The 20,070-nt window shown below is 53.1% G+C and carries 18 protein-coding genes; 14 read left to right on the forward strand and 4 right to left on the reverse strand.

From position 1 onward, the window contains the following. On the reverse strand, positions 1 to 534 hold a 534-nt coding region (locus tag K0B87_05855), incomplete at its 3' end, for a MotA/TolQ/ExbB proton channel family protein (protein MBW6514264.1). Between the two features lie 86 nt (positions 535 to 620). After that, complete coding sequence (serC, locus tag K0B87_05860; GenBank protein ID MBW6514265.1) at positions 621 to 1,706, reverse strand: phosphoserine transaminase; 1,086 nt, start codon at positions 1,704 to 1,706, stop codon at positions 621 to 623. A gap of 142 nt (positions 1,707 to 1,848) precedes the next feature. Here serC and K0B87_05865 point away from each other — a divergent pair, with 142 nt between their 5' ends. The 10 genes from K0B87_05865 (at position 1,849) to K0B87_05910 (ending at position 13,389) form a co-directional block, all read left to right on the forward strand. Then, the gene (locus tag K0B87_05865) at positions 1,849 to 2,442 is read left to right on the forward strand and encodes a Maf family protein (GenBank protein MBW6514266.1); all 594 of its coding nucleotides are present in this window, start codon (positions 1,849 to 1,851) and stop codon (positions 2,440 to 2,442) included. 22 nt (positions 2,443 to 2,464) lie between these two features. Then, positions 2,465 to 3,934 (forward strand): amidohydrolase family protein, encoded by a 1,470-nt coding sequence (locus K0B87_05870; GenBank protein ID MBW6514267.1) that lies wholly within the window; start codon positions 2,465 to 2,467, stop codon positions 3,932 to 3,934. Then, positions 3,924 to 4,544, forward strand: coding sequence for a hypothetical protein (locus tag K0B87_05875; protein ID MBW6514268.1), 621 nt, complete (start codon positions 3,924 to 3,926; stop codon positions 4,542 to 4,544). Before K0B87_05870 ends, K0B87_05875 begins: the two co-directional genes overlap by 11 nt. A 10-nt stretch (positions 4,545 to 4,554) precedes the next feature. After that, positions 4,555 to 5,988: a glutamate--tRNA ligase gene (gene gltX / locus K0B87_05880; protein MBW6514269.1), complete on the forward strand. Its 1,434-nt coding sequence runs from the start codon at positions 4,555 to 4,557 to the stop codon at positions 5,986 to 5,988. A gap of 388 nt (positions 5,989 to 6,376) precedes the next feature. Continuing rightward, on the forward strand, positions 6,377 to 7,027 hold the full coding sequence (locus K0B87_05885; protein MBW6514270.1) for a TetR/AcrR family transcriptional regulator: 651 nt from the start codon (positions 6,377 to 6,379) through the stop codon (positions 7,025 to 7,027). Then, entirely contained in the window at positions 7,024 to 8,400 is a 1,377-nt protein-coding gene (locus tag K0B87_05890; protein MBW6514271.1) for a TolC family protein, read from the forward strand. Before K0B87_05885 ends, K0B87_05890 begins: the two co-directional genes overlap by 4 nt. Before the next feature lie 11 nt (positions 8,401 to 8,411). Then, positions 8,412 to 9,437 carry an efflux RND transporter periplasmic adaptor subunit gene (locus K0B87_05895; GenBank protein ID MBW6514272.1) on the forward strand — a complete coding sequence of 342 codons (1,026 nt, stop codon included), beginning with the start codon at positions 8,412 to 8,414 and terminating at the stop codon, positions 9,435 to 9,437. 10 nt (positions 9,438 to 9,447) lie between these two features. Continuing rightward, positions 9,448 to 12,528, forward strand: coding sequence for an efflux RND transporter permease subunit (locus tag K0B87_05900; GenBank protein MBW6514273.1), 3,081 nt, complete (start codon positions 9,448 to 9,450; stop codon positions 12,526 to 12,528). 17 nt (positions 12,529 to 12,545) lie between these two features. Then, positions 12,546 to 13,061 (forward strand): DUF3332 domain-containing protein, encoded by a 516-nt coding sequence (locus K0B87_05905; GenBank protein ID MBW6514274.1) that lies wholly within the window; start codon positions 12,546 to 12,548, stop codon positions 13,059 to 13,061. Positions 13,062 to 13,158: 97 nt separating this feature from the next. After that, the gene (locus tag K0B87_05910) at positions 13,159 to 13,389 is read left to right on the forward strand and encodes a NifU family protein (GenBank protein MBW6514275.1); all 231 of its coding nucleotides are present in this window, start codon (positions 13,159 to 13,161) and stop codon (positions 13,387 to 13,389) included. Positions 13,390 to 14,426: 1,037 nt separating this feature from the next. Here the strand turns inward: K0B87_05910 and K0B87_05915 are convergent. Then, the gene (locus K0B87_05915; GenBank protein MBW6514276.1) at positions 14,427 to 14,876 is read right to left on the reverse strand and encodes a hypothetical protein; all 450 of its coding nucleotides are present in this window, start codon (positions 14,874 to 14,876) and stop codon (positions 14,427 to 14,429) included. A 1,379-nt stretch (positions 14,877 to 16,255) separates the two neighbouring features. On the opposite strand from K0B87_05915, the gene K0B87_05920 reads away from it, so the two are divergent. The 4 genes from K0B87_05920 to K0B87_05935 all read left to right on the forward strand — a co-directional run bounded on the left by K0B87_05920 (position 16,256) and on the right by K0B87_05935 (position 19,210). Next, a complete protein-coding gene (locus K0B87_05920; protein MBW6514277.1) occupies positions 16,256 to 16,753 on the forward strand; it encodes a hypothetical protein in 498 nt (165 codons plus the stop codon). Continuing rightward, positions 16,750 to 17,397: an ion transporter gene (locus K0B87_05925; protein ID MBW6514278.1), complete on the forward strand. Its 648-nt coding sequence runs from the start codon at positions 16,750 to 16,752 to the stop codon at positions 17,395 to 17,397. Before K0B87_05920 ends, K0B87_05925 begins: the two co-directional genes overlap by 4 nt. 91 nt (positions 17,398 to 17,488) lie before the next feature. After that, positions 17,489 to 18,568 (forward strand): type I restriction enzyme HsdR N-terminal domain-containing protein, encoded by a 1,080-nt coding sequence (locus K0B87_05930; protein ID MBW6514279.1) that lies wholly within the window; start codon positions 17,489 to 17,491, stop codon positions 18,566 to 18,568. Positions 18,569 to 18,652: 84 nt separating this feature from the next. After that, positions 18,653 to 19,210, forward strand: a complete 558-nt coding sequence (locus tag K0B87_05935) for a zinc ribbon domain-containing protein (GenBank protein ID MBW6514280.1) — start codon at positions 18,653 to 18,655, stop codon at positions 19,208 to 19,210. Between the two features lie 347 nt (positions 19,211 to 19,557). Here K0B87_05935 and K0B87_05940 read toward each other — a convergent pair. Then, on the reverse strand, positions 19,558 to 20,070 hold a 513-nt coding region (locus K0B87_05940), incomplete at its 5' end, for a hypothetical protein (protein MBW6514281.1).

The following is a 20,070-nucleotide window of genomic DNA, read 5'->3' on the forward strand; positions in this document are numbered from 1 at the left end:
AATGTCGTTGTAAAAAACGATCGCCACGATGCCCACGATCAAGCCGCCGATCGTGGTCAACAAAGCTTCCCAGATGCCACCAGCAAGGACGTTGATATCAACGCTGTTCTGGCCCTGGCCCTGAATGTTCATGAACACGCGCACCATGCCGGTGACGGTGCCCAAAAATCCGATCAGGGGTGCGATCGCGGCAAATGTCGAGAGCCAGCCCATGCCCTTTTCCATCTTGTGCAATTCCAGGTTGGCAGTGGATTCCATGCTGTTTTGGATCAATTCCAACTCCGGGGATTGATTGGCATAGAGTTTGGCCAGCATCGATCCCAACGGGCAATTTTTCCCCTGGTCCTGCAAAACTTCGCGGATCTGCTCCGGATTATCCTGCATAAAGATCTTGTTGCGGAGCCTTTCATGTATTTTACGGATCCGGAACAGGTAGATGTATTTATCTATCACGATCGCCACCACTGCGATGGAGATCAGCACCAGGACATACATCAGTATGCCGCCGCGGAGAAACAGGTTCAGTATTGTCATATCCTCTTCTTTCATTCAGCAAGGCGGGAGAATCCCGTCTCCCGCCTGCATTGATCTTACATTGAGTATCTTGGTTCTGATTGTGCTCAACCGTGCTTGGTCACGAAATCACGCATGAATTCGCCCAAGGTATGCGCGGCCGGCAGAGGCAGGGAATTGTAGGTGCTGGCGCGGCATCCGCCAACGTCGCGATGGCCCTTCAGGCCGATCATGCCGTTATTCTTGGCTTCGGCCACGAACTGGGCTTCCAGTTCCTCGGAAGGCAGACGGAAGGTGATGTTCATCAAAGAACGGTCTTCCTTGTCCACGGTGCCTTTGTAGAATCCGTCGGATTCATCGATCGCGTTGTAGATGTAGGCCGCCTTGGCGATGTTGTTCTGCTCGATCATCTTGAGGCCGCCAAAATCCTCGATCCATTTGAGCACCAGCCCGATCATGTAGATCGTGAAAGTGGGCGGAGTGTTGTACATGGAACCCTTGCCGGCATGGGTCTTGTAGTCCAGCATGGTGGGAAGCGGGGTGTTCATCCTCTCCAGCATGCTCTTCTTCATGATCACAACCACGCAGCCGGCCGGTCCCACGTTCTTCTGTGCGCCGGCATAGATCAGATCGTATTTATGGGCGTCGATCGGTTTGCTCATGAAGTTTGAGGACATGTCCGCGATCAGGGGCACCGATTTGGGCGCGACCGGATCCGTCTTCCATTCGGTGCCGTAAATGGTGTTGTTCGTGGTGATGTGCAGATAGGCCGGATCCGCCGAAAGGGTCCAGTCCTTCGGAATATAGCTGAAGTTCCGGTCTTCACTGGTGGCGGCGACGTGAATCTGTTTACCCAGTTTCTTGGCTTCGCTGATGGCTTTCTTGGACCACATGCCGGTGTTGATGTAGTTCGCGATCTTGCCTTCAGTGGCAAAATTCATCGGCACCATCAGGAATTGCATGGATGCTCCGCCTTGCAGGAAAAGCACGTCATAGTCATCGCCGAGGCCGTAGATCCTTTTCACGGCCGCATGCGTTTCGTCGATGATGGCTTGATATTCCTTGCTGCGATGGCTCATCTCCATCACGGAGAGGCCCATGCCCTTGTAGTCGAACAGATCTGCCTGAGCTTCACGTAGAACTTCTTCCGGAAGCACCGCTGGACCAGCATTAAAGATATGCATGCGTCCCATTTTAATTCCTCCTGGATCAGGTATTTTGTTATGAAAGCAAGCTTTTTTCAGGTTGCCTTTTCAGGCAAGCCTTTTTTTGTGTTTCAAGAAATTTATTGACTTAATCAGCCTCCCCGTCATCTGGGTATGCAGGAATATAGTTATGATACACAAGCTTTTGCATGAAAGAAAGATCGTTTTGGCCTCTGAGAGCCCCAGACGCAAAGCCCTGTTCAAACTCCTGGGATTGGCGCCTTTGATCATCCCGGCCAGGATCAACGAACCCCTAACCCGCGAAACTCCGTATCTGCAGGCCATGAGGCATGCCAAAAACAAGGCCCTCGCGATTGCCGCGAAAATGGACGCAGAGACGATCGTCGTCGGCGCGGATACCATTGTGGTCCTGGACAAGGCCATATTGGGCAAGCCCGAAACGCTGGAACAAGCTGCCGAATACCTGAGAATGCTGTCTGGAAAGACGCATAAGGTCTATACCGGGATCTGCGTCTGCTGGCGGGCCCGCTGCGAAACGCGCTATGAACGCAGCCTGGTGGAGTTCGCACCGCTCTCGGAAAACGAGATCGACGCCTATATCCAGACCAAGGAGCCGATGGACAAGGCTGGAGCCTACGGTATCCAAGGTTACGGCTCGCAATTCATCCGCCGCATCCAAGGCTGCTATTTCAACGTTATGGGTTTTCCCATCCATCTCTTTTACAAGATGATTAACGATATGTTTTCAAGCATTACTTCATAAATATGGATATAAGACGCTGTAAATGAAACTCTTCCATAATGCTCATTTCTATCTCGACGATGGTTTCGCCAACCCTGTCAAAGCCCTGTTGGCGGAAAAGGGCAAGATAGCGAAACTACTGCGCGAGGACGGCATCGACGCTCCTGATCTGGAAAAGATTGACCTGCACGGCGCCTATGTCTATCCTGGCTTCATTGACGCGCACACCCATTGTTACTCTGGAGGACTCTATACTGCCGGTGTAGACCTTTCCGGCTGCAGAACCCTGGATGAGGTCCTGTCCCTGCTGTTCATGGCCTGCCAGGAAAAGGACGGCCCCATCTTTGCCTGGCGCTTTGATGAGAACGATATCCTGGAAAAACGTTTCCCCACCATGCGGGAACTCGATTCCGTGTGTCCCAGGGCCAATCTTTTGCTCCGTCGCGTGGACGGCCATTCCTGCGTTCTTAACAGCCAGGCGCGCAAGCAGGTTCCCGGCTTGACGAGACCGGATGAGGTTCTGCGGGGCGCGGACAACGATCTGTCGGTCAACTGGCTGCAGGATAATATCAGCGATGATACGGTCCTGGAGGCGTATCACACGGCTGCCCAAGTCGCGTTGAAAGGCGGCTTTACCAGGATCCACACCATGATCGGCGATGCCCAGCAAAGCAATCAACACTACAAACTGATCCGCGACCGTTTGATCGAATTCCCGGTGGGATATGAATTATACCCCCAGAGTTTCAACATCCGGGACGCCCTCGAACTTGGAGCAAAGAGGATCGGGGGCTGCATCCTGGCCGATGGATCGATCGGTTCGCACACCGCCGCTCTTTCCCATCCCTACAGCGATCAGGGCACAAAAGGCTTGCTCTATCAGGATAACGCGTTCTGGCGTGATTTTGTAACAGAAGCCCAACGGCACAAACTCCAGGTTGGGGTCCACTGCATCGGCGACGCCGCCATCCGGCAGATCAACACTGCCTATCTGAAGCTGGGCCGGGATGATGTCTGCGCGTCCAGGCACCAGCTCATTCATTGTGAACTTACTCCGGATCCGCTAATGAGAGAGATCGCTGCCTCGGGGGCGGTGCCTGTGATGCAGCCGGCCTTTGACCTCTTGTGGGGCGGCGATAGTGGTTTCTACGCTGCAAGGCTGGGAACCCCAAGAAGCAGGGAAATGAACCGCTTTGACAGTCTGACGGGGATGGGCACGAAGGTCTGCGGCTCCAGCGATTGGTACATCACCGAACTGAATATCGCCATGTCGCTCCACGCCGCCATCAACCACCACAATCCCGCGGAACGGCTGACTCCGGCCCAGGCCATCAGGATCTATACGGATAACAACGCCTGGCTCAGCCATGAGGAAGACCTGCGCGGCAAGATAGAGCCTGGATTCATGGCCGACCTGAGCGTCATGGACACCGATTTCACCCAACCCTTCGACTATCAAAGCGCGGCCACGCTCGCCGTGATCCGCGACGGAGCAATTGTCCATGCTCAATGATTCTCTGAGTTTCAGCCCCGAAGAATTGCGCCAAATTCTGGAAGAGGAGCTCGGCCTTCATCCCCAGGCCAGGCTGGTTGACCTCTATAAACTGCTCAACCAATCCCATTACGGCCCCACCCACATCGATCCGGATCCCGATAAAATTGCCCGAAACCTGCGCCGGGAATTGAATTCGATCACCGAACACGCGGGCAATTTCTGGCAGGATATCGGTTGTGGCCGGGGTTTTTACCGGATCAACCTGGTTGCCTTGATCAGCATGCCCAAAATACCCTTTTCCAGATTCACCTCTTTTTCGGACTACATGAGCGAGCGCTTCAGGAAGGTGGGCAGGAAGCAGATCGACATCCTCACCCAGAGCCTTCTCAATTCCCGCTGCGCTGCAGGGATCGATCCCGAAAACTGGCATAGGATCTGGAAAGATGCCCTGCCGCTGGTTCTGGAATTCATCAAACCCACTGCCACTGAACAGGCTGAACTGGATCAATACATTCATAATGATCAAATACCCAGTCATTCAAAGAAATACCGCGAGCTATATTCCCCCCATTACCGTGTGATCCATCACACCCAGTTGAGCAACTTCCCCAATCTGGCCAGGCCATAAAGGATCAGACATGAACGACATCCGAGTCCGTTTCGCGCCCAGCCCCACCGGCTACTTGCATATAGGCGGATTGCGCACCGCCCTCTACGACTTTCTCTTTGCCCGCCACAGCGGAGGCAAGTTCATCCTCCGGATCGAGGATACAGACCGTTCCCGCTATGTTGAGGGCGCGATCGAAGATCTGATCAGTTCCCTGAGCAGGCTGGGGATCGCGATCGACGAAGGACCCGGCATCGGCGGGGATTTTGGCCCCTACATCCAGTCAGAAAGGCTGGAACTCTATCACCGGGAAGCAAGGCGGCTTCTTGATTCAGGGTACGCCTACCATTGTTTTTGCTCGCCAGAGACTCTTTCCCAAATGCGGGAGGAGCAACAGAAACAAGGCCAGTTCGTCAAATACGACCGCCGCTGCCTCAAGCTGAGCGAAGCGGAAGTGAAGGCCCGCCTGGATCGGAAGGAAGCCCATGTCATCCGCCTGAAGATGCCGGACAGCCACACTTTCAGCTTTGACGACCTCATCCGCGGCCACGTGGAAATGGATTCCGCCCAATCCGACGACCAGGTCCTGGTCAAATCCGACGGCTTTCCCACCTATCATCTGGCCGCCGTGGTGGACGACCATTACATGGAAATATCGCATGTCATTCGCGGCGAGGAGTGGCTTTCCAGCACGCCCAAGCACATCTGGCTCTATCAGTGCCTGGGCTGGAAAACACCGCTGTGGGTGCATTTGCCCCTGATCCTCAACCCCGACCGCAGCAAACTGAGCAAACGCATGAACGACGTCTCGGTGGACAGTTACCTCCAAAAGGGCTATCTGAAGGAGGCCCTGCTCAACTTCGTGGCCCTGCTTGGCTGGCACAGCGCTGAAAACCGCGAGTTGTTCAGCTTGGAAGAGCTTTGCCGGGAATTCACCCTCGAGCGCGTCAACAAGGCCGGGGCCATCTTCGACCTCACCAAACTGGACTGGATGAACGGCTGGTATCTGCGCAACCTGCCTCTGGAAGAGGTCTCCGAACGCGCCCTGCCCTGGTTTGCAACAGCCGCCATATCCCTGCCGGATCAGGATACGCTGCTCAAGATCGTCGCCGCCGCCCGGGAACGCTGCACCCTGCTGCCAGAACTGGCGGAATACAGCAAGATGTTCCTCCGCCCCCAAAAGCTGGCGCCGCAAGACCTGGAATTTCTCGGCACAGAGCCTTCGCGCAGCGTTCTGAACTGGTTTTTGTACAAACTTCCCTCGATTGGAGCCATCCCCCCGGAAGAGCTGGACGCGCTTGTCAAAGAGGGGATCGCCTCTCTGGGATTAAAAGGAAAGGCTTTCTACGCGCCGCTGCGCCTGGCTTTGATCCATCAGCAGCATGGCCCGGAACTGCACACCACCTTCGACATCCTGGGCCTGGCCGAAGTTCGCCGCCGCCTGGAACAAGCGCTGAAACAATAGCTCCAAGATCCTGATTTAGCCACCCGTCACGGCTGTTATCAAGCTTATATACAGTGCCGGGTTTGGGGGTGGCAAATTCCGATTTACCATAGCGGCCGCAGGTCGCTTGGGACAATTCATCGGACTCCGTCCGATCGCCGAAGCGGAATCCGGCTTCCCAACTCCATGCCTTGGAATAAACCACCCCACAAGCTCAGGCTCTCTGACAGGCCGCAAGTGAGGCACAGCCTTGGATAAGGTAGTTGAGGCAAAAAATCCACACCCGGATCTGGCAAAACCGCGAAAAATAACTTGACAAACTGACTCTTTGATACGAATGGGTCGAATGTTCGAAACATACCACGCAAGTGCGCTGTTTCAGAGCGTTTTAACAAGAGAGGTGAAGCAGATGAAGCCTGCAACAGACAAAAGGGACCGGATCCTGGCCGCGGCAATAGAGCTTTTTTCGCATTATGGATTCGCGAAAACTTCTTTGGAAGATATCGCCCGTAGCGCCAACATCGCCAAGGCGACGATCTATTATTACTTTCCCAGCAAGGAGGAGTTGTTCGTCGCGGCCATCCAGCTCAAAGCCGAGGAATTGTTCGCGGCCCTGAACTCCGAGATCGAGGCCGCGCCGGACTTTAATGAGAAACTATCCTGTTTCCTGCGGCTGCCGATGAAATACATCTTCGACAACATGCCCATCCTGGTTGAGGCCTTGCGGCAGATCCCTCCGAACTTTTTGCAGAAACTGGATGAGAACCGCCAGGACTACCGGAACCGGATGAACGACCTGCTGGCCAGGATCATGGACCAGGGCAAAGCGCAGGGCATCATCAACGAACAGATAGATTCCGGCCGCTTCAGCGAACTGATCAACGATTGGTTTCTGATGGGCGATTCCTGGTTCGACGCCAGTGACAAGGAACGCATCATCCAGCGCATCGAACGGGACCATGAACTGATCATCCAGTTGTTGCTGTTCGGCATAGTGAAACAAACACCGGCTGCCACCAGCAAGCGAAACACAGCTTCCAAAACGAGGAAACAGATATGAAACCAACAGTCATCATAATGATGCTCTGGGCCACTATAAGCTTGTCTTTGGGCATAGATCTGGAGCAGAGCATAGACTTGGCGCGGGAGAACAACAAGGCGCTGCTGATGGCGCGTGAGGAGGTCCTGAAAGCTGATCAGACCTACAAGGACGTACGCGGCAACCTCTTTCCCCAGCTCAAACTTGTGGGCGGATATCAGCTCGCCAAAACCTATCTTCCGGATTCCGCGCTCCCATCGCCCATGAACTTTTCCCTCGGTTTGGATTCGCTGGCCACCTACAATGACCACTATCTGGCCGGCTCACTTTCCGGGATCGTGAATTCCCTCATCCCTTCTTCGCCTATGAACGAAGGTTCGCTGGGACTTTCCCTGCAACTGGATCAGGTGCTGTTCACCGGCGGAAAGCTGCTCAACGGTGTCAGATCGGTGGACAGGTTCCGCGCCATCCAGCGCCTGAACTATCAGCTCAAGGAACAGGACGTGGTGCTGAATACTGCCAAAATGTTCTATGCCTGCTTGCTATCCGAAAAATTCGTGGACGTCCAGACCGAAGCCCTGGGGACCGCGCGCCTCCATTTGACGCGGGTGGACTCCTTTGCCGAAGAGGGAATGGTTTCGGAATTCGATCTCTTGCGGGCAAGATTGGAGATCGCCAAACTGGAGCCCCAAATGGTGCAGGCTGAAAACACCTATCAGCTTGCCCTGGCGGCCTTCCGCACCCAGATCGGCGCCCCGGCATCAGACCTGGTTCCGGAAGGCACATTCGTTCTTCCCCCGGAACTGGATATCACCCTGGAAGAAGCCTTGCGGCAGGGAACAGAGAACAGGCTGGAACTACAGATGGCGGAGATCGCCACCCAAGTGGCCGAACTGCAGTGGAAGACCGAAAAAGGGAATTTTCTGCCCAATCTCGGCCTGCAGGCCAGTGCTTCGCTGTATACGGCGGCTGATGAATTCGCGATCGTAAAGGATGATTTTGGCTCCAACTACAGTGTGGGCCTGGGCATTTCAGTTCCACTGTTCACGGGATTTTCCAACGCGGCCAAACGCAGCGCGGCGCGCCATGACTATCAGTACGCCAAGCTGCAGCAGCAGGACTATGAGGACCTGATCCGCCTCGAGATCACGCAAAACTATCAAAAACTAAGGCACGCTGAGGAAAATCTCCGCGTCCAGGCCCAAAATATCCAAATGGCCGAGCGCGGCCTGCAACTTGCCCAGATACGCTATGAAAACCAGATGGGGATCCAATTGGAGGTCTTTGACGCCCTGACGACCCTGTCCGCGATCAAGCTGCAATATTTCCAGGCGATCTATGAAGTGATATCCGCCACGCGGGAGCTTCAGAGAGCCCTTGGTATCAGATTATAATGGAGACAATGATGAAAAAGCTCATGCTAATTGGATTGATAACCGCGGCACTGCTCATCGGTGCCTGCGGCAAAAAGAACGAAACGGGAAAGAACATCGAGCAGATTCAGAGGGAGCAGGGAATTCCCGTGCGGGTGAGGATCCTGGAATTGGAGAGGTTCACCCGGGAACTGGATTACAACGCAGCTTTGGGAGGACGCGAGGAATCAACGGCGTCGGCCATGGTTTCGGATTTCGTGACCTCCGTCAAGGTCAGGGTGGGAGACCGCGTTTCTGCCGGACAACTGGTCCTGACCTTTCCCAGAAACACTCCCGCGGCCCAGTATGAACAGGCCAGCGCTGCGTTTGAGGCCACCCGCAAAGCTTACGAGCGGATGAGCAACCTCTTTGCCCAGGGGGCGATCTCGCGGCAGGATCTGGACAACGTGGAAACCCAGTACAAGGTGGCCCAGGCCAATCTGGAGGCCAGTTCCCAGATGATCAATGTGACCTCCCCCATCAGTGGAGTGGTCACCAACATCATGGTCAATACGGGAGATAAAACCTATCCCGGCCAGCCCCTGTTCACAGTATCCAGCACAAACGGTTTCAAAGCCAGGCTCATGATACCCGCGCAGGACATCCAACTATTGAAACCTGGCACCCCCGCCACCGCCATTTGGGGTGATCAGACTCTCAAAGGAAGCGTCAGCCGGATCGCCCTCGCTTTGGATCCATATGCCAAGGCCGTCCCGGTCGAAGTCACCTTCCCTGGCGCGAATCCGCGCATCAGCTTTGGCAGCACCGCCCAGATCAAATTGCTGACACTGGCCAGGGAAAACGTGATCCTGGTCAACCGTGAGCACATGATCAGCGAAAACGACACCAAATATGTCTGGGTAAACGAAAACAACCACGCTGTCAAACGCGGGATCGAGACCGGCCTGGACAATCAATTGCAATATGAGGTCGTCTCCGGTTTGGAGCCAGGCGAAGCCCTGATCGTGGAAGGTTTGAGCCTGCTTGATGACAGCGCGCTGATCCGCGTGATCGATTGAGGACGGAATCATGTTTCTATCAGATCTATCGATAAGACGCCCCATTCTGGTGGCCATGGCGATCCTGGTTTTCGTGGTGTTCGGCATCCTGGCCTATTTTTCCCTGCCCCTGAATCTGATGCCGGATATCTCCCTCCCCTACATCGTGATCCAAACCATCTATCCCGGGGCCGGGCCCAGCGAGGTGGAAACCCAGGTCACCAAAAGGATCGAGGATTCTATAGCGACGGTCAGTCTGGTGGATTTCACGCAGTCCTATTCCATGGACAACGCCAGCATCATCCTGGTGGCGTTCAAGATGCAAAAGGACATCGACATCGCGAACCAGGAGATCAAGGACAAGGTGGACGGCATCATCCGCGAGCTGCCGGCGAATACGGAAAAGCCGATCGTGATGAAGCTGGATATCAATGCCCGTCCTTTCATGGATGTTATCCTTTCGGGAAACATGGATGGACGAGCCCTGTATGAACTGGCGGATACCAAACTCAGGGACCGCTTCGGACAGATCGAGGGTGTGGGACAGGTCAGCATCACCGGCGGAAACAAGCGCCAGATCGAGGTCCGCCTCAAAGACAGCGTGGTTTTTGAGAACAGGATATCCCTCGCCCAGTTGATGCAGATCCTGGCCGCCCAAAACCTGGACATGCCCGCGGGCAACTTCCAGAAGGGCTCGCAGGAGTATTCCGTACATCTCAGAGGCCAGTTCGAAAACGTGGAGAAGATTGCCGACGCGAAGATCCCCACAGCCTTCGGAGCAAAGAGGCTGGGCGACATCGCCGCGGTCATCGATGGCCAGGAAGAGGTCCGCAGCCGCTCGATCTATTACGAAGTGGCATCCGGCCAGATCGAAGAGAACATTGTGCTGATCTCGCTCACCAACGCGCCCGACGGGAATGTGGTCTCCATCTCTGAAGAAGTGATGAACGAGCTTCCCGTAATGCGCGAAGAACTTCCCGCGGGCGTGAACCTCGATGTGGTGAAGGACAATTCGGATTTCATCAATGGCACCGTCACCGACACTTTCAGCAACATTCTGCTGGGAATACTGCTGACAGGCATTCTCCTGCTGATCTTCCTGCACGATTTCCGCTCCACGATCATCGTCGCCCTCTCCATGCCGGTTTCCATCATTTCCACCTTCATGTTCATGCAGATCTTCGGTTTCAGCTTCAACATGATGACCCTGATCGGCATTACGACATCGGTGGGAATATTGGTGACAAACTCTATCGTTGTAATCGAAAATATCTTCCGCCACAAGGACATGGGCAACGACGGCCGCACCGCTGCCTCACTCGGGACTTCCGAGATCGCGATCTCAATAGTTGCGAGCACCCTGACCAATATCGTGGTTTTCCTACCCATTGCCACCATGGGATCTCTGGTGGGAGTCTTTTTCCGCGAATACGCGCTGACGGTTGCCATAGCCACGGTGTTTTCCCTCATCATGGCCTTCACCTTGACCCCGATGCTCGCTTCCCGCATCCTTCCAGAGAAGCGCAGGAAAAACCGCTTTGGAGTTTCCTTTGACCGTGGCTTTGCCAAATTCGCCGGACTTTACCAGCGTTTCCTGACCACAGTCCTTGCTTCCAAGAAACACAGCCGGAACATCATATTCGGGGTGATCGGAGTCTTGATCCTCAGTTTCGCCCTTCTGCCCGTTATCGGCTTGGAATTCATGCCCAACCTGGACATGGGTGAAATGTCCTTGAGTATCGAACTTCCCCAAGGCTACAACCTGGAGCAGACTGCCCAAGTCTATGATGAGATCCACACCCGCCTCGGCAAACACAAGGAGATCCAGCACATGATCACGACCCTGGGATCCTCCGGCTTTGTGGATTCCGGCACGAACATCGGCTCCTCAAGCATCAAGCTCGTGGATAAGAGCCAACGCAAAGTCAACGCGCGACAGCTGGCGGGACAGTTCAGCCAAGAACTGGCGGACATCCCCAACGCGAAGATCAAGGTCAGCGCGGAAAGCGCCGAGATAGGCGGAGCTACGGGCGGGATCGAATTTTACCTGCAGGGGCAGGACAACCAACGCCTGGAGCAAATCAAGAACGAGATACTGCAGCTGATCGATGATACTCCGGGCATCATGAACCTGGATACGAGCACCCGCGCGGGCAGGCCGGAACTGACTATCATCCCCAAACGCGACGAGATGGCCGCCGTGGGAGCCACTGTTTACGACCTGGCCCTTGCTCTGCGCGCTTCCGTGGAAGGCATGGTTTCCACCCAATACACGGAAGGCGACAACAAATATGACATCAAGATCTCCCTGGAAGACGACGCGGTCGATTCCCCGGATAAACTGCGCAACCTGAGCGTCGTCATCTTCGGCCAGCCCTATCTTCTTTCCCAACTCGCGGAAATCGATTTTGGTGAAGGCGCGAACCGGATCACCCACCGCGACCGCAGCAAAACAATCATCTTCACGGCCGATGTGGCTGAAGGATCGAGCCTGGGAGACGTGGTCGCCTCGATCAACGAAAGGATCGGGGATCTCGAGCTTCCATCCGGATACAAGATCGTCTGGGGCGGCATGGCTGATATGCTCTCCGAAACCATCAAGGCAATGCTGCAGGCCTTTATTCTGGCCATGCTTCTCACCTACATGCTGCTTTCGGCGATCCTGGAGAGCTTAGTCCAGCCGATCTTCATCATGGGAACCATACCCATGGCCTTGATCGGCGTGATTCTCGCGCTCCTGATCAGCGGGCAGAGCCTGAATATCGTTTCCATGATGAGCATCATCGTGCTGGTGGGCATCGTGGTCAACAATGCCATCCTCCTTCTCGATTACGCGAACCAGCGCCGCAAAAGGGGGATCAGCCCCCATGACGCGCTTCTGGAAGCCGGCGAGGCCAAACTCAAGCCCATCATCATAAGCACCCTGTCCATCGTGATCGGTATGCTGCCCATGGCCCTGGGCCTGGGATCCTCCGGCAAAGAGATGCGCATGCCCATGGGGATCGTAATCATCGGCGGCCTGATCGTCTCCACTTTCCTCACCCTGGTGATCATCCCCGCGTTTTATTACTTGACATCAAAGCAAGTCCCTGCCAAAGGGGATTCAAATTAAATTCAGTGGAGGAACTGATGAAAAAAGTCAAGAAAGTCGTGCTCATGTTCGTACTTGCCTCATTCCTGCTGGCAAGCCTTTTCAGTTGCTATGGCAACTTCTCCCTCACCCGCAAACTCTATGAATGGAACGGCTCCCTGGGAGACAAGTACATCAACAACCTCATCTTCTGGATCTTGCTCTGGATCCCGGTTTATTCGGTGGCCACCTCGATTGACTTTTTAGTCCTCAACACGATCGAATTCTGGACCGGATCAAATCCAATGGCGATGAGTCCGGGCGAGGAAGTCATCAAATACGCCCAGACCGAGGACGCCGAGTACAAGATCACCATCACGAAAAACAATATCATCATCGATGAGATCGCCGGCGCCAATTCCGGGCAACAGGTCCACCTCCTGTTCAATCCGGACAACAGCTCCTGGTATATGGTCAACGACGGGCAGGACGTCAAGATCGCCACTGTCAACGGCAACACCATGGACCTGATCTATCCCTCGGGAAACACCCTGAGCGTCCAGATCACCCAATAAGCCCCATCAGTTCTGCATTTGGCGCGGGAGATTTGCCTTCCGCGCTTTTTGTCTTAGCTTATAAACTGAAGATAATCTCGTTAATAAGGATAACAACATGATACTAAAACAAAACGTCGAAGCAATACTGGAAAAGATTCGCCCGGCGATCAAAGCCGACGGTGGCGACGTTGAACTGGTCAACATCCGCGAGGACAACGTGATCGAGGTCCGCCTCAAGGGCGCCTGCAACGGCTGCCCCATGGCCACCCTCACCCTTAAGGCCGGCATCGAGCGCATCATCAAGGAAGAGATCCCCGAGGTCGTGGAAGTCATCTCAGTCAGGTAAATCCTCACCCCTACGGCGCCAGGTTGCTCATCCCCATATGGCGTCAGGTGCCTCTTCCCCATACAGACAATGCTTCATCCCCTCCCCGGCTCACAAAGGCCGGGGTTTTTTGTTTCGTCATGAGCCGCCCGTTCCGCCAGGCCCATGAGCTTTGTCATCCCGGGCGCTTTTTCATCCCGGGCGCTTTGTCATCCCGGGCTTGAAGTCTTTTAGACCCGGAGGCGCTGGGTTTTGGGGTGGCAAATTCCGATTTGCCACAGGGCTCGCAGAGCCCTTCCACCGATGAATCGGACTCCGTCCGATCGCCGAATCGGAATTCGGCTTCCCGATCCCCCGCGCACCCGCTGGAGTCGAGCGAGGAACGAGCATGGACTCCAGCAATATCCCAAGACCAGCCATGTTGTCGCAACGGCGTGCGACGCTACAGTACAGGCGGACGCCGCTACAGTACAGGCGGACGCCGGTACAGTACAGGCGGACGCCGTTCCGCCTTTTCAGCCAGTCTTTTCAGCCCCGCAGGGGCGGCATATTTTAGCCCAGGGTGGCAACCCTGGGGTTATGAGGTAATGGTCATATATTTGTCAAACCCCACCCCATCCCTGTCCGCGGCTCTTGTTGAGCCGCGGACAGGGGCGGGGTGGGGAATCCGTGATGGGGTCATGATCCTTCCTTACCCAGGGTTTCCACCCTGGGCTAAGTTGTTTCGCCCCTCCGGGGCTTTTCCTTGTTATCATTCCAGGTACGGGGGCTTACGCCGCCCGCCTATGTTCTGGCGCCCCTGGAGGGGCTGGCTGGCCCCTGATCCTGATGATCATCGTATTCCTGCTCATCCTGATACCTTCTTTTTCCGTGGTTTTTTCTCTTCTTTCCGCGCTTTCCCGCGTGGGCCTGTAGCCAGAGCTTTCCAAAGCTCTGCCCCCGCTTGCGGGGCTTCCGCTCCGTTTCCCTGGCGGAGGATCGGAATCCTCCGGCTACATGGCTCCCCGCATAACGCGTAACCCGTAACGCGTAACCCATAACGCATAACGCGTAACCCATCACATCTCCTGCGTGAGCAGCTCATACCCGTTCAACGGAGCCAGAAGCCCGGCGTCCACGGCTCTTTTGACAGAGCGGCAGGGCAGGTCGTGGAGCTCGATGTAGGTTCTGGAGATGAATTCCAGGTCGATGGTTTCCGGGCTTTCCTTGGCCAGGTTCCACATCATCCGGGTGAAGGCATTGTACCAGTTTTGCAGGATCACGTCTTCATTGGCGGTGCGGCGGTTGTGGATGTCCACGTAGACGCTGAGGTCGCTTCTCATGCCCTCTGAGGGCTTCAGCGCCTTCAGGTTCTTCGCGATGCGCCCGAAGCGCAGGGTGGCCTCGCAGGGCCTGGGCTTGAACCAGGGTCGCACGATCACGCGCTTCAGACGAGGGTTGTAGTAATAGACCAACCCGTCGCAGGTGCCGCGGTAGGCCTGGATCATGTTTTTGAAGTAGGCTCGCATAATGTTCCTCCTTATTGCGTAGCTTTGGTTTTTTGGTTTTGTAAAAAGGGCAAAAGGGCAAAAGGGCAAGAGGGGCTGGCGCGGGTGTTGTTTCCCGCGGATGACGCAGATAAAAAGCGCAGATTTACGCAGATATTTAATGGATATTCCTACGGATTCAACGGATTATACGGATTGAACGGATAAAGAGACCGGTGGCACGCTAAAACGCTAAAACGCTAAAACGCTAAAACGCTAAAACGCTAAAACGCTAAAACGCTAAAACGCTAAAACACCTCATTCTACATTCCACATTTCCATTCTTCATCATTCATTTGCCTCACGTCCACCACTCGCTAACCAATCGCCGCCTGGGCGTTTGCCGGAGGGGTGGTAAGCGGGTGGCGGGCGCTTGCCGTTTGGGAAACTTCCCCTCCATAGATAGTGGGTTACCCAGTTCAAGGAAGAATGAAAAAATGAAGAATGAATGATGCTCAGCGGGCCAATTCTACATTGTACATTCTACATTCTACATTGTCTGGGATCCTCGCGCCCTTCCCCAGGTGGGCATTGTGTAGAGTTGACTGCTTGCGGGACATAGCTTTACGCGTTTCAAAAACCAAAAATATCAAGTCTTCACAAGACCTTGTGTAGAATTGAGTGATTGTGGGGCAAGCACTTACGGCAAAAATACACAAAATAACGGGGTACGTCCCCCCGCCTGGCAAACGGTGGCGGTTGACATGCCGGCACAGGAGAGGGGGTGATCCAGTCCCGGGGAACAGCCCATGCAGTAAGTTAAGCAAGAATATAATGTAATATATAGATATATTTATATGTAATATATAAGATTATTATAATACTAATAGATATGCTCTTACACTCTCCTGCACCTTGCCCTTCTCCGAATCTTGCCCCCTTCGGGCTGGGTCTCCTACCCCGGTATTTTGTGTATTTTTGCTGTAACTCATTGTGGGACAAGGAGTCAATTCTACACAAGCCTTTGTGTAGAGTTGTTTAGAGTTGGGCTAAGTCATTGTGCCACAGAGAGTCAATTCTACACAATGTCCTTTTTGGCCTGTGATATTGTTACGATTGTTAACCCCCCTTGACCGCCCCGGACAATGCCGGTTCTGCTTTGTTTGGGAAAAGAAAGCCAAAATAATACCATGTCACCTCCCAAAAATATTTCTTGACCGATTCTCCCGTCTGAATAAACTAACTTTATATTGGAGTTTGGTCCGAAGGAGGATAATATGGACAATCTGCTTCCGCTTTTGATTGTGGTTGTGGTTGTAGCGGCTGTGGTTTGGTATTTAAACAATAAGAAAAAACGCTTGCCAGGGCAAATGGCAAGGCAATCCCAGAGCAATGAGACATCGCTCCAATGGGATGATATTTTGAGGGCGATAATCAATTACGCCAACGAGAACAAGAAGCTTCCTGAGGCGGAATCCCCGATAAATCTGAAGCAGGGCGAAACCGCCCACATCATGGATGATTCCGCGGTCATGATGGAGGAAAGGTCTGTTTCAGTTTCCAATCGGGCAGGCGGTGCGGTCAGGGTCGCCAGAGGCTTGTATCTGGGCGGATCCCAGTCGGTTTCCAGAAGGCATGACGAAATGAAGGAGATCGACCGAGGGCAATTGACTTTCACCAACAAGAGGATAGTATTCATCGGCGCTACGAAAACCAAGCAATTCGAATTGAACAAGATCATCCGCTTGGAAGAATACACAGACGGATTTTCAATAGCCTACGAAGGCAAGGAAAAGAAAACGATCTTTCGAACAAGCTCCAATCCAAGCCAGTGGAATCTTTATTTTCAACTTCAGAACAAACTGAACAGAGGAGAGGAATTGCCTCAATACGAAACGAACATCAGCTTTGAACAATGAAAGACAAACAAAGCCTCTATAAATACTTCATCTTCTTCCTGTCACTGTATGTTCTGATCGAACTCTCTTTGGAATTCATTCTCGAATTCCCGCCCAAGCTGCTCCAGATCGTGACGGTGATCGACTTTTTCATCTGCCTGATCTTCCTGGGCGACTGGCTCTACTTCTTCATCAAGGCGGAAAAGAAGGGCCGCTATTTCCTATATCATATTTTTGACCTGGTCTCGGCCATCCCCTTCATCCCCAGTCTCAGGTTCCTGCGCGTGTTCCGGATATTCCGTTTTCTGCGCGGATTTCGCGGGATCGTGGGACTGTTCAAGGCTTTCCAGAAGAAACCGATGGAATCGGCCTTGGCTTTCTACATGATCTGCCTGCTGATCATTTTTGGCTATTGCTCCCTGGCTTACAACCGATATGAGGTGGGTGTGAATCCCGGCCTCCATTCCTTTGGGGACGCGATCTGGCTGGCCTTCACCACGCTCACGACCATTGGCTATGGAGACGTACATCCGGTCACCTCCGACGGCAGGATCGTTTCAGCCATTCTGGTAATAACCGGAACAGGCTTCTTTGCTCTGCTGAGCGGCGAGTTTGCCACCCTGCTGATCAAGGCGACCAAGAAAAAAGAACCGGAAAAGGACTGATTCGGGGCGTCCACCCTATATCGGATGTTATTTTTATTTGACAGATTTCAAAGATTCATTTGATTTGTAAAAAAACCCTTGGGAGGAACAAGTGGATTTCAAAGACCAGATCATACAGCTGTCTGACAGGATCGAAAAACTCAAAAAACAAATCCAGACCGAAGAAGCGACCAAGAACGCCTTCATCATGCCCTTGATCATGGCATTGGGCTATGACATTTTCAATCCCATGGAAGTTATTCCGGAATTCGTCTGCGACATAGGCACGAAAAAAGGGGAAAAGATAGATTATGCCATCTTTAAGGAAGGCAAGCCAATGATCTTGATCGAATGCAAACATTGCGGGCACGATCTGAACGTCCATGAAGGTCAGCTTCTTAGGTATTTTCACGTGTCCGGGGCAAGATTCGGGATCCTCACCAATGGCATCATCTATAGGTTTTATACCGATCTCAAGGCACCGAACAAGATGGATGAAAAGCCTTTCTTCGAGATCAACATGACCGATATCAAAGAGAATGAGATCGACGAATTGAAGAAATTCCATAAATCCTATTTCGACATCGACAACGTTCTCAGCACCGCGAGTGAGCTGCAGTACACCAACCAATTGAAATCGCTTATCAAGGCGGAGATGTCCAATCCCAGCGAGGGCCTGGTGAGACATTTGGCCAAAACTGTTTATACCGGGAAAATGATGGCACATGTACTCGAACAGTTCACTGAGCTAACCAGGAAATCATTCAACGCGGTCATCAGCGAGATAATCACTGAACGCCTGAAAACAGTCCTGAACAAAGAAAAGGAGGAAGAGGAGAAGAAAGCGTTGGAAAACAAAGACAAAGCCCCTCAGAAAGATGATGGGATCGTTACCACTCTTGAAGAAATGGAAGCCTTCTACATCGTCAAGGCCATCCTCTCCCAAAAGATACCGCTAAACAGGGTGTTCCATCGCGACACGAAATCCTACTTTGGCATCCTGCTGGATAACAACAACCGCAAACCGATCTGCAGATTGTATCTGGACGGGAAAAAGAAATACCTCTACACCATCGGCGAAGGGAAAAAGGAAACTAAACACGAGTTGGAATCCCTGGATGATATATATAAGCACGCTCATGAACTGCTGGATGCCGTGGTTATGTATGAAGGCATGAGCAATAAACCCTAGTTGAGCCATATGTAGAATGCGCAGTTATTAAAAAGAAAAAAGTTCTTATTTGATTTCAGAGTTTTGAAAACAAATGGAGGAAACATGGCTTTGAAAAAATGCAATGAATGCGGGGGTGAGGTTAGCAGCAGCGCGAAGGTGTGCCCTCATTGCGGCAAGAAATTAAAGGCCAGCGGATGTGATCTGATCATCTTCATATTGTTGGCGGCAATACTCCTGCCTTTTTTGATTCACGCCGTATTCAAGGCAATGGATTCATCCAATAAGGGAGGGTATAAACCGGCAAACATACCTGAATTGGTTGAGTATAAGGTGGTCAAACGCTGGGAAATACAAGGACGTGGCTGGGGAAAACTAGTGTTGATATCTCCAGATAAAAGGAACTTGGATGACATGCTGAAGTTGGGAAAAACCCTCGAATACGATAGCCGCAATCATAATTTCGCAGTCATCTCTGTCTATGACGATATAAAAGCTATTGAATCAAGAGACGCAGTTCTGAATGAGAGAGCAGATAAAAAAACAACAGATTTTTACGATAAACACATGGTTGGAGTATACAATCAAAACGGTGGGAAAAAAATGTGGACAATCTATCTGGAAGGGGTGTCAAAGCAGATCACAGAACAAGTAAATTACTAATTCATTGAATACTCCTATTTAACACATTAAGATTATAAAACGTAAACAACAAAGAAGGGAGCAAGTTGGATAAATGGGAGATTATGTGGACTTCTAATGCTATAGTTGATTTTATCTGCCTCATGCTTGTCCTCCTTGTTTGATATCAAAAGACTGGATCCCGGGTCAACCACCCCACCACCCAAACAAGTTGTGCGGCGAGGGCCCCGGAGCCCGGGATGACAGTGAGGTTGAGGCTGGGGTGTTCCTGTAGTCCATGCTCGTTCCTCGCTCGACTCCAGGTAGCCCGGGATGACAGCGGCAGGGGGCGTGTCAGTTAGGGCGGCGATCTTCCTCTGGCGCTCATGTTATTTCCCCCAGGATTCGATTATCGCCCGGTTCAGCACATAGAGTTTTCCGGTGTGGTTGTATTGGGAGTAGCTTTCGACCGTGATGGCCTCGCGGTCGATGAGGCTGGCGATGGTTTCCTGGAATTCGCGTTTGCGCATGTGGCAGGCGTTCATCAGTTCGGAGTGTTTGGCCCGGCCGCCGAATTTGTTCATCAGGGTTTCGACGACCTTGCGTTCGCAGGCGAGCTTGTCCTTTTCGTCCATGAGGGCGAGGAGGGGTTCGACGTTTTTCATGTAGAAGTGGCAGAGAGTCCAGGCTTGGGCGGCGGTATCCAGGTCCACGGGGTTGGCGCGGAAGAGGGCTTCGTAGTCACCTGAGGCGGCGGCGCGGTCCCATTCCGGGGGCGTGATCTTGGAGAGGCGGATGATGAGGCAGAATTTGAACCAGTAGCCGTCGTAGATGCGGGTGAAATAGCTCATCAGTGCGTCGTTTTTGCGGCGGAAGCAATCGGCGTAGACCAGGGGATAGTA

It is taken from the genome of Candidatus Syntrophosphaera sp., from assembly GCA_019429425.1.
Lineage (GTDB): Bacteria > Cloacimonadota > Cloacimonadia > Cloacimonadales > Cloacimonadaceae > Syntrophosphaera.

Excerpts from the sequence above, each read along its gene's own strand:
- serC (MBW6514265.1), bottom strand. The coding sequence starts at position 1,706 with ATGGGACGCATGCATATCTTTAATGCTGGTCCAGCGGTGCTTCCGGAA.
- K0B87_05865 (MBW6514266.1), top strand. The coding sequence starts at position 1,849 with ATGATACACAAGCTTTTGCATGAAAGAAAGATCGTTTTGGCCTCTGAG.
- K0B87_05870 (MBW6514267.1), top strand. The coding sequence starts at position 2,465 with ATGAAACTCTTCCATAATGCTCATTTCTATCTCGACGATGGTTTCGCC.
- K0B87_05875 (MBW6514268.1), top strand. The coding sequence starts at position 3,924 with ATGCTCAATGATTCTCTGAGTTTCAGCCCCGAAGAATTGCGCCAAATT.
- gltX (MBW6514269.1), top strand. The coding sequence starts at position 4,555 with ATGAACGACATCCGAGTCCGTTTCGCGCCCAGCCCCACCGGCTACTTG.
- K0B87_05885 (MBW6514270.1), top strand. The coding sequence starts at position 6,377 with ATGAAGCCTGCAACAGACAAAAGGGACCGGATCCTGGCCGCGGCAATA.
- K0B87_05890 (MBW6514271.1), top strand. The coding sequence starts at position 7,024 with ATGAAACCAACAGTCATCATAATGATGCTCTGGGCCACTATAAGCTTG.
- K0B87_05895 (MBW6514272.1), top strand. The coding sequence starts at position 8,412 with ATGAAAAAGCTCATGCTAATTGGATTGATAACCGCGGCACTGCTCATC.
- K0B87_05900 (MBW6514273.1), top strand. The coding sequence starts at position 9,448 with ATGTTTCTATCAGATCTATCGATAAGACGCCCCATTCTGGTGGCCATG.
- K0B87_05905 (MBW6514274.1), top strand. The coding sequence starts at position 12,546 with ATGAAAAAAGTCAAGAAAGTCGTGCTCATGTTCGTACTTGCCTCATTC.
- K0B87_05910 (MBW6514275.1), top strand. The coding sequence starts at position 13,159 with ATGATACTAAAACAAAACGTCGAAGCAATACTGGAAAAGATTCGCCCG.
- K0B87_05915 (MBW6514276.1), bottom strand. The coding sequence starts at position 14,876 with ATGCGAGCCTACTTCAAAAACATGATCCAGGCCTACCGCGGCACCTGC.
- K0B87_05925 (MBW6514278.1), top strand. The coding sequence starts at position 16,750 with ATGAAAGACAAACAAAGCCTCTATAAATACTTCATCTTCTTCCTGTCA.
- K0B87_05935 (MBW6514280.1), top strand. The coding sequence starts at position 18,653 with ATGGCTTTGAAAAAATGCAATGAATGCGGGGGTGAGGTTAGCAGCAGC.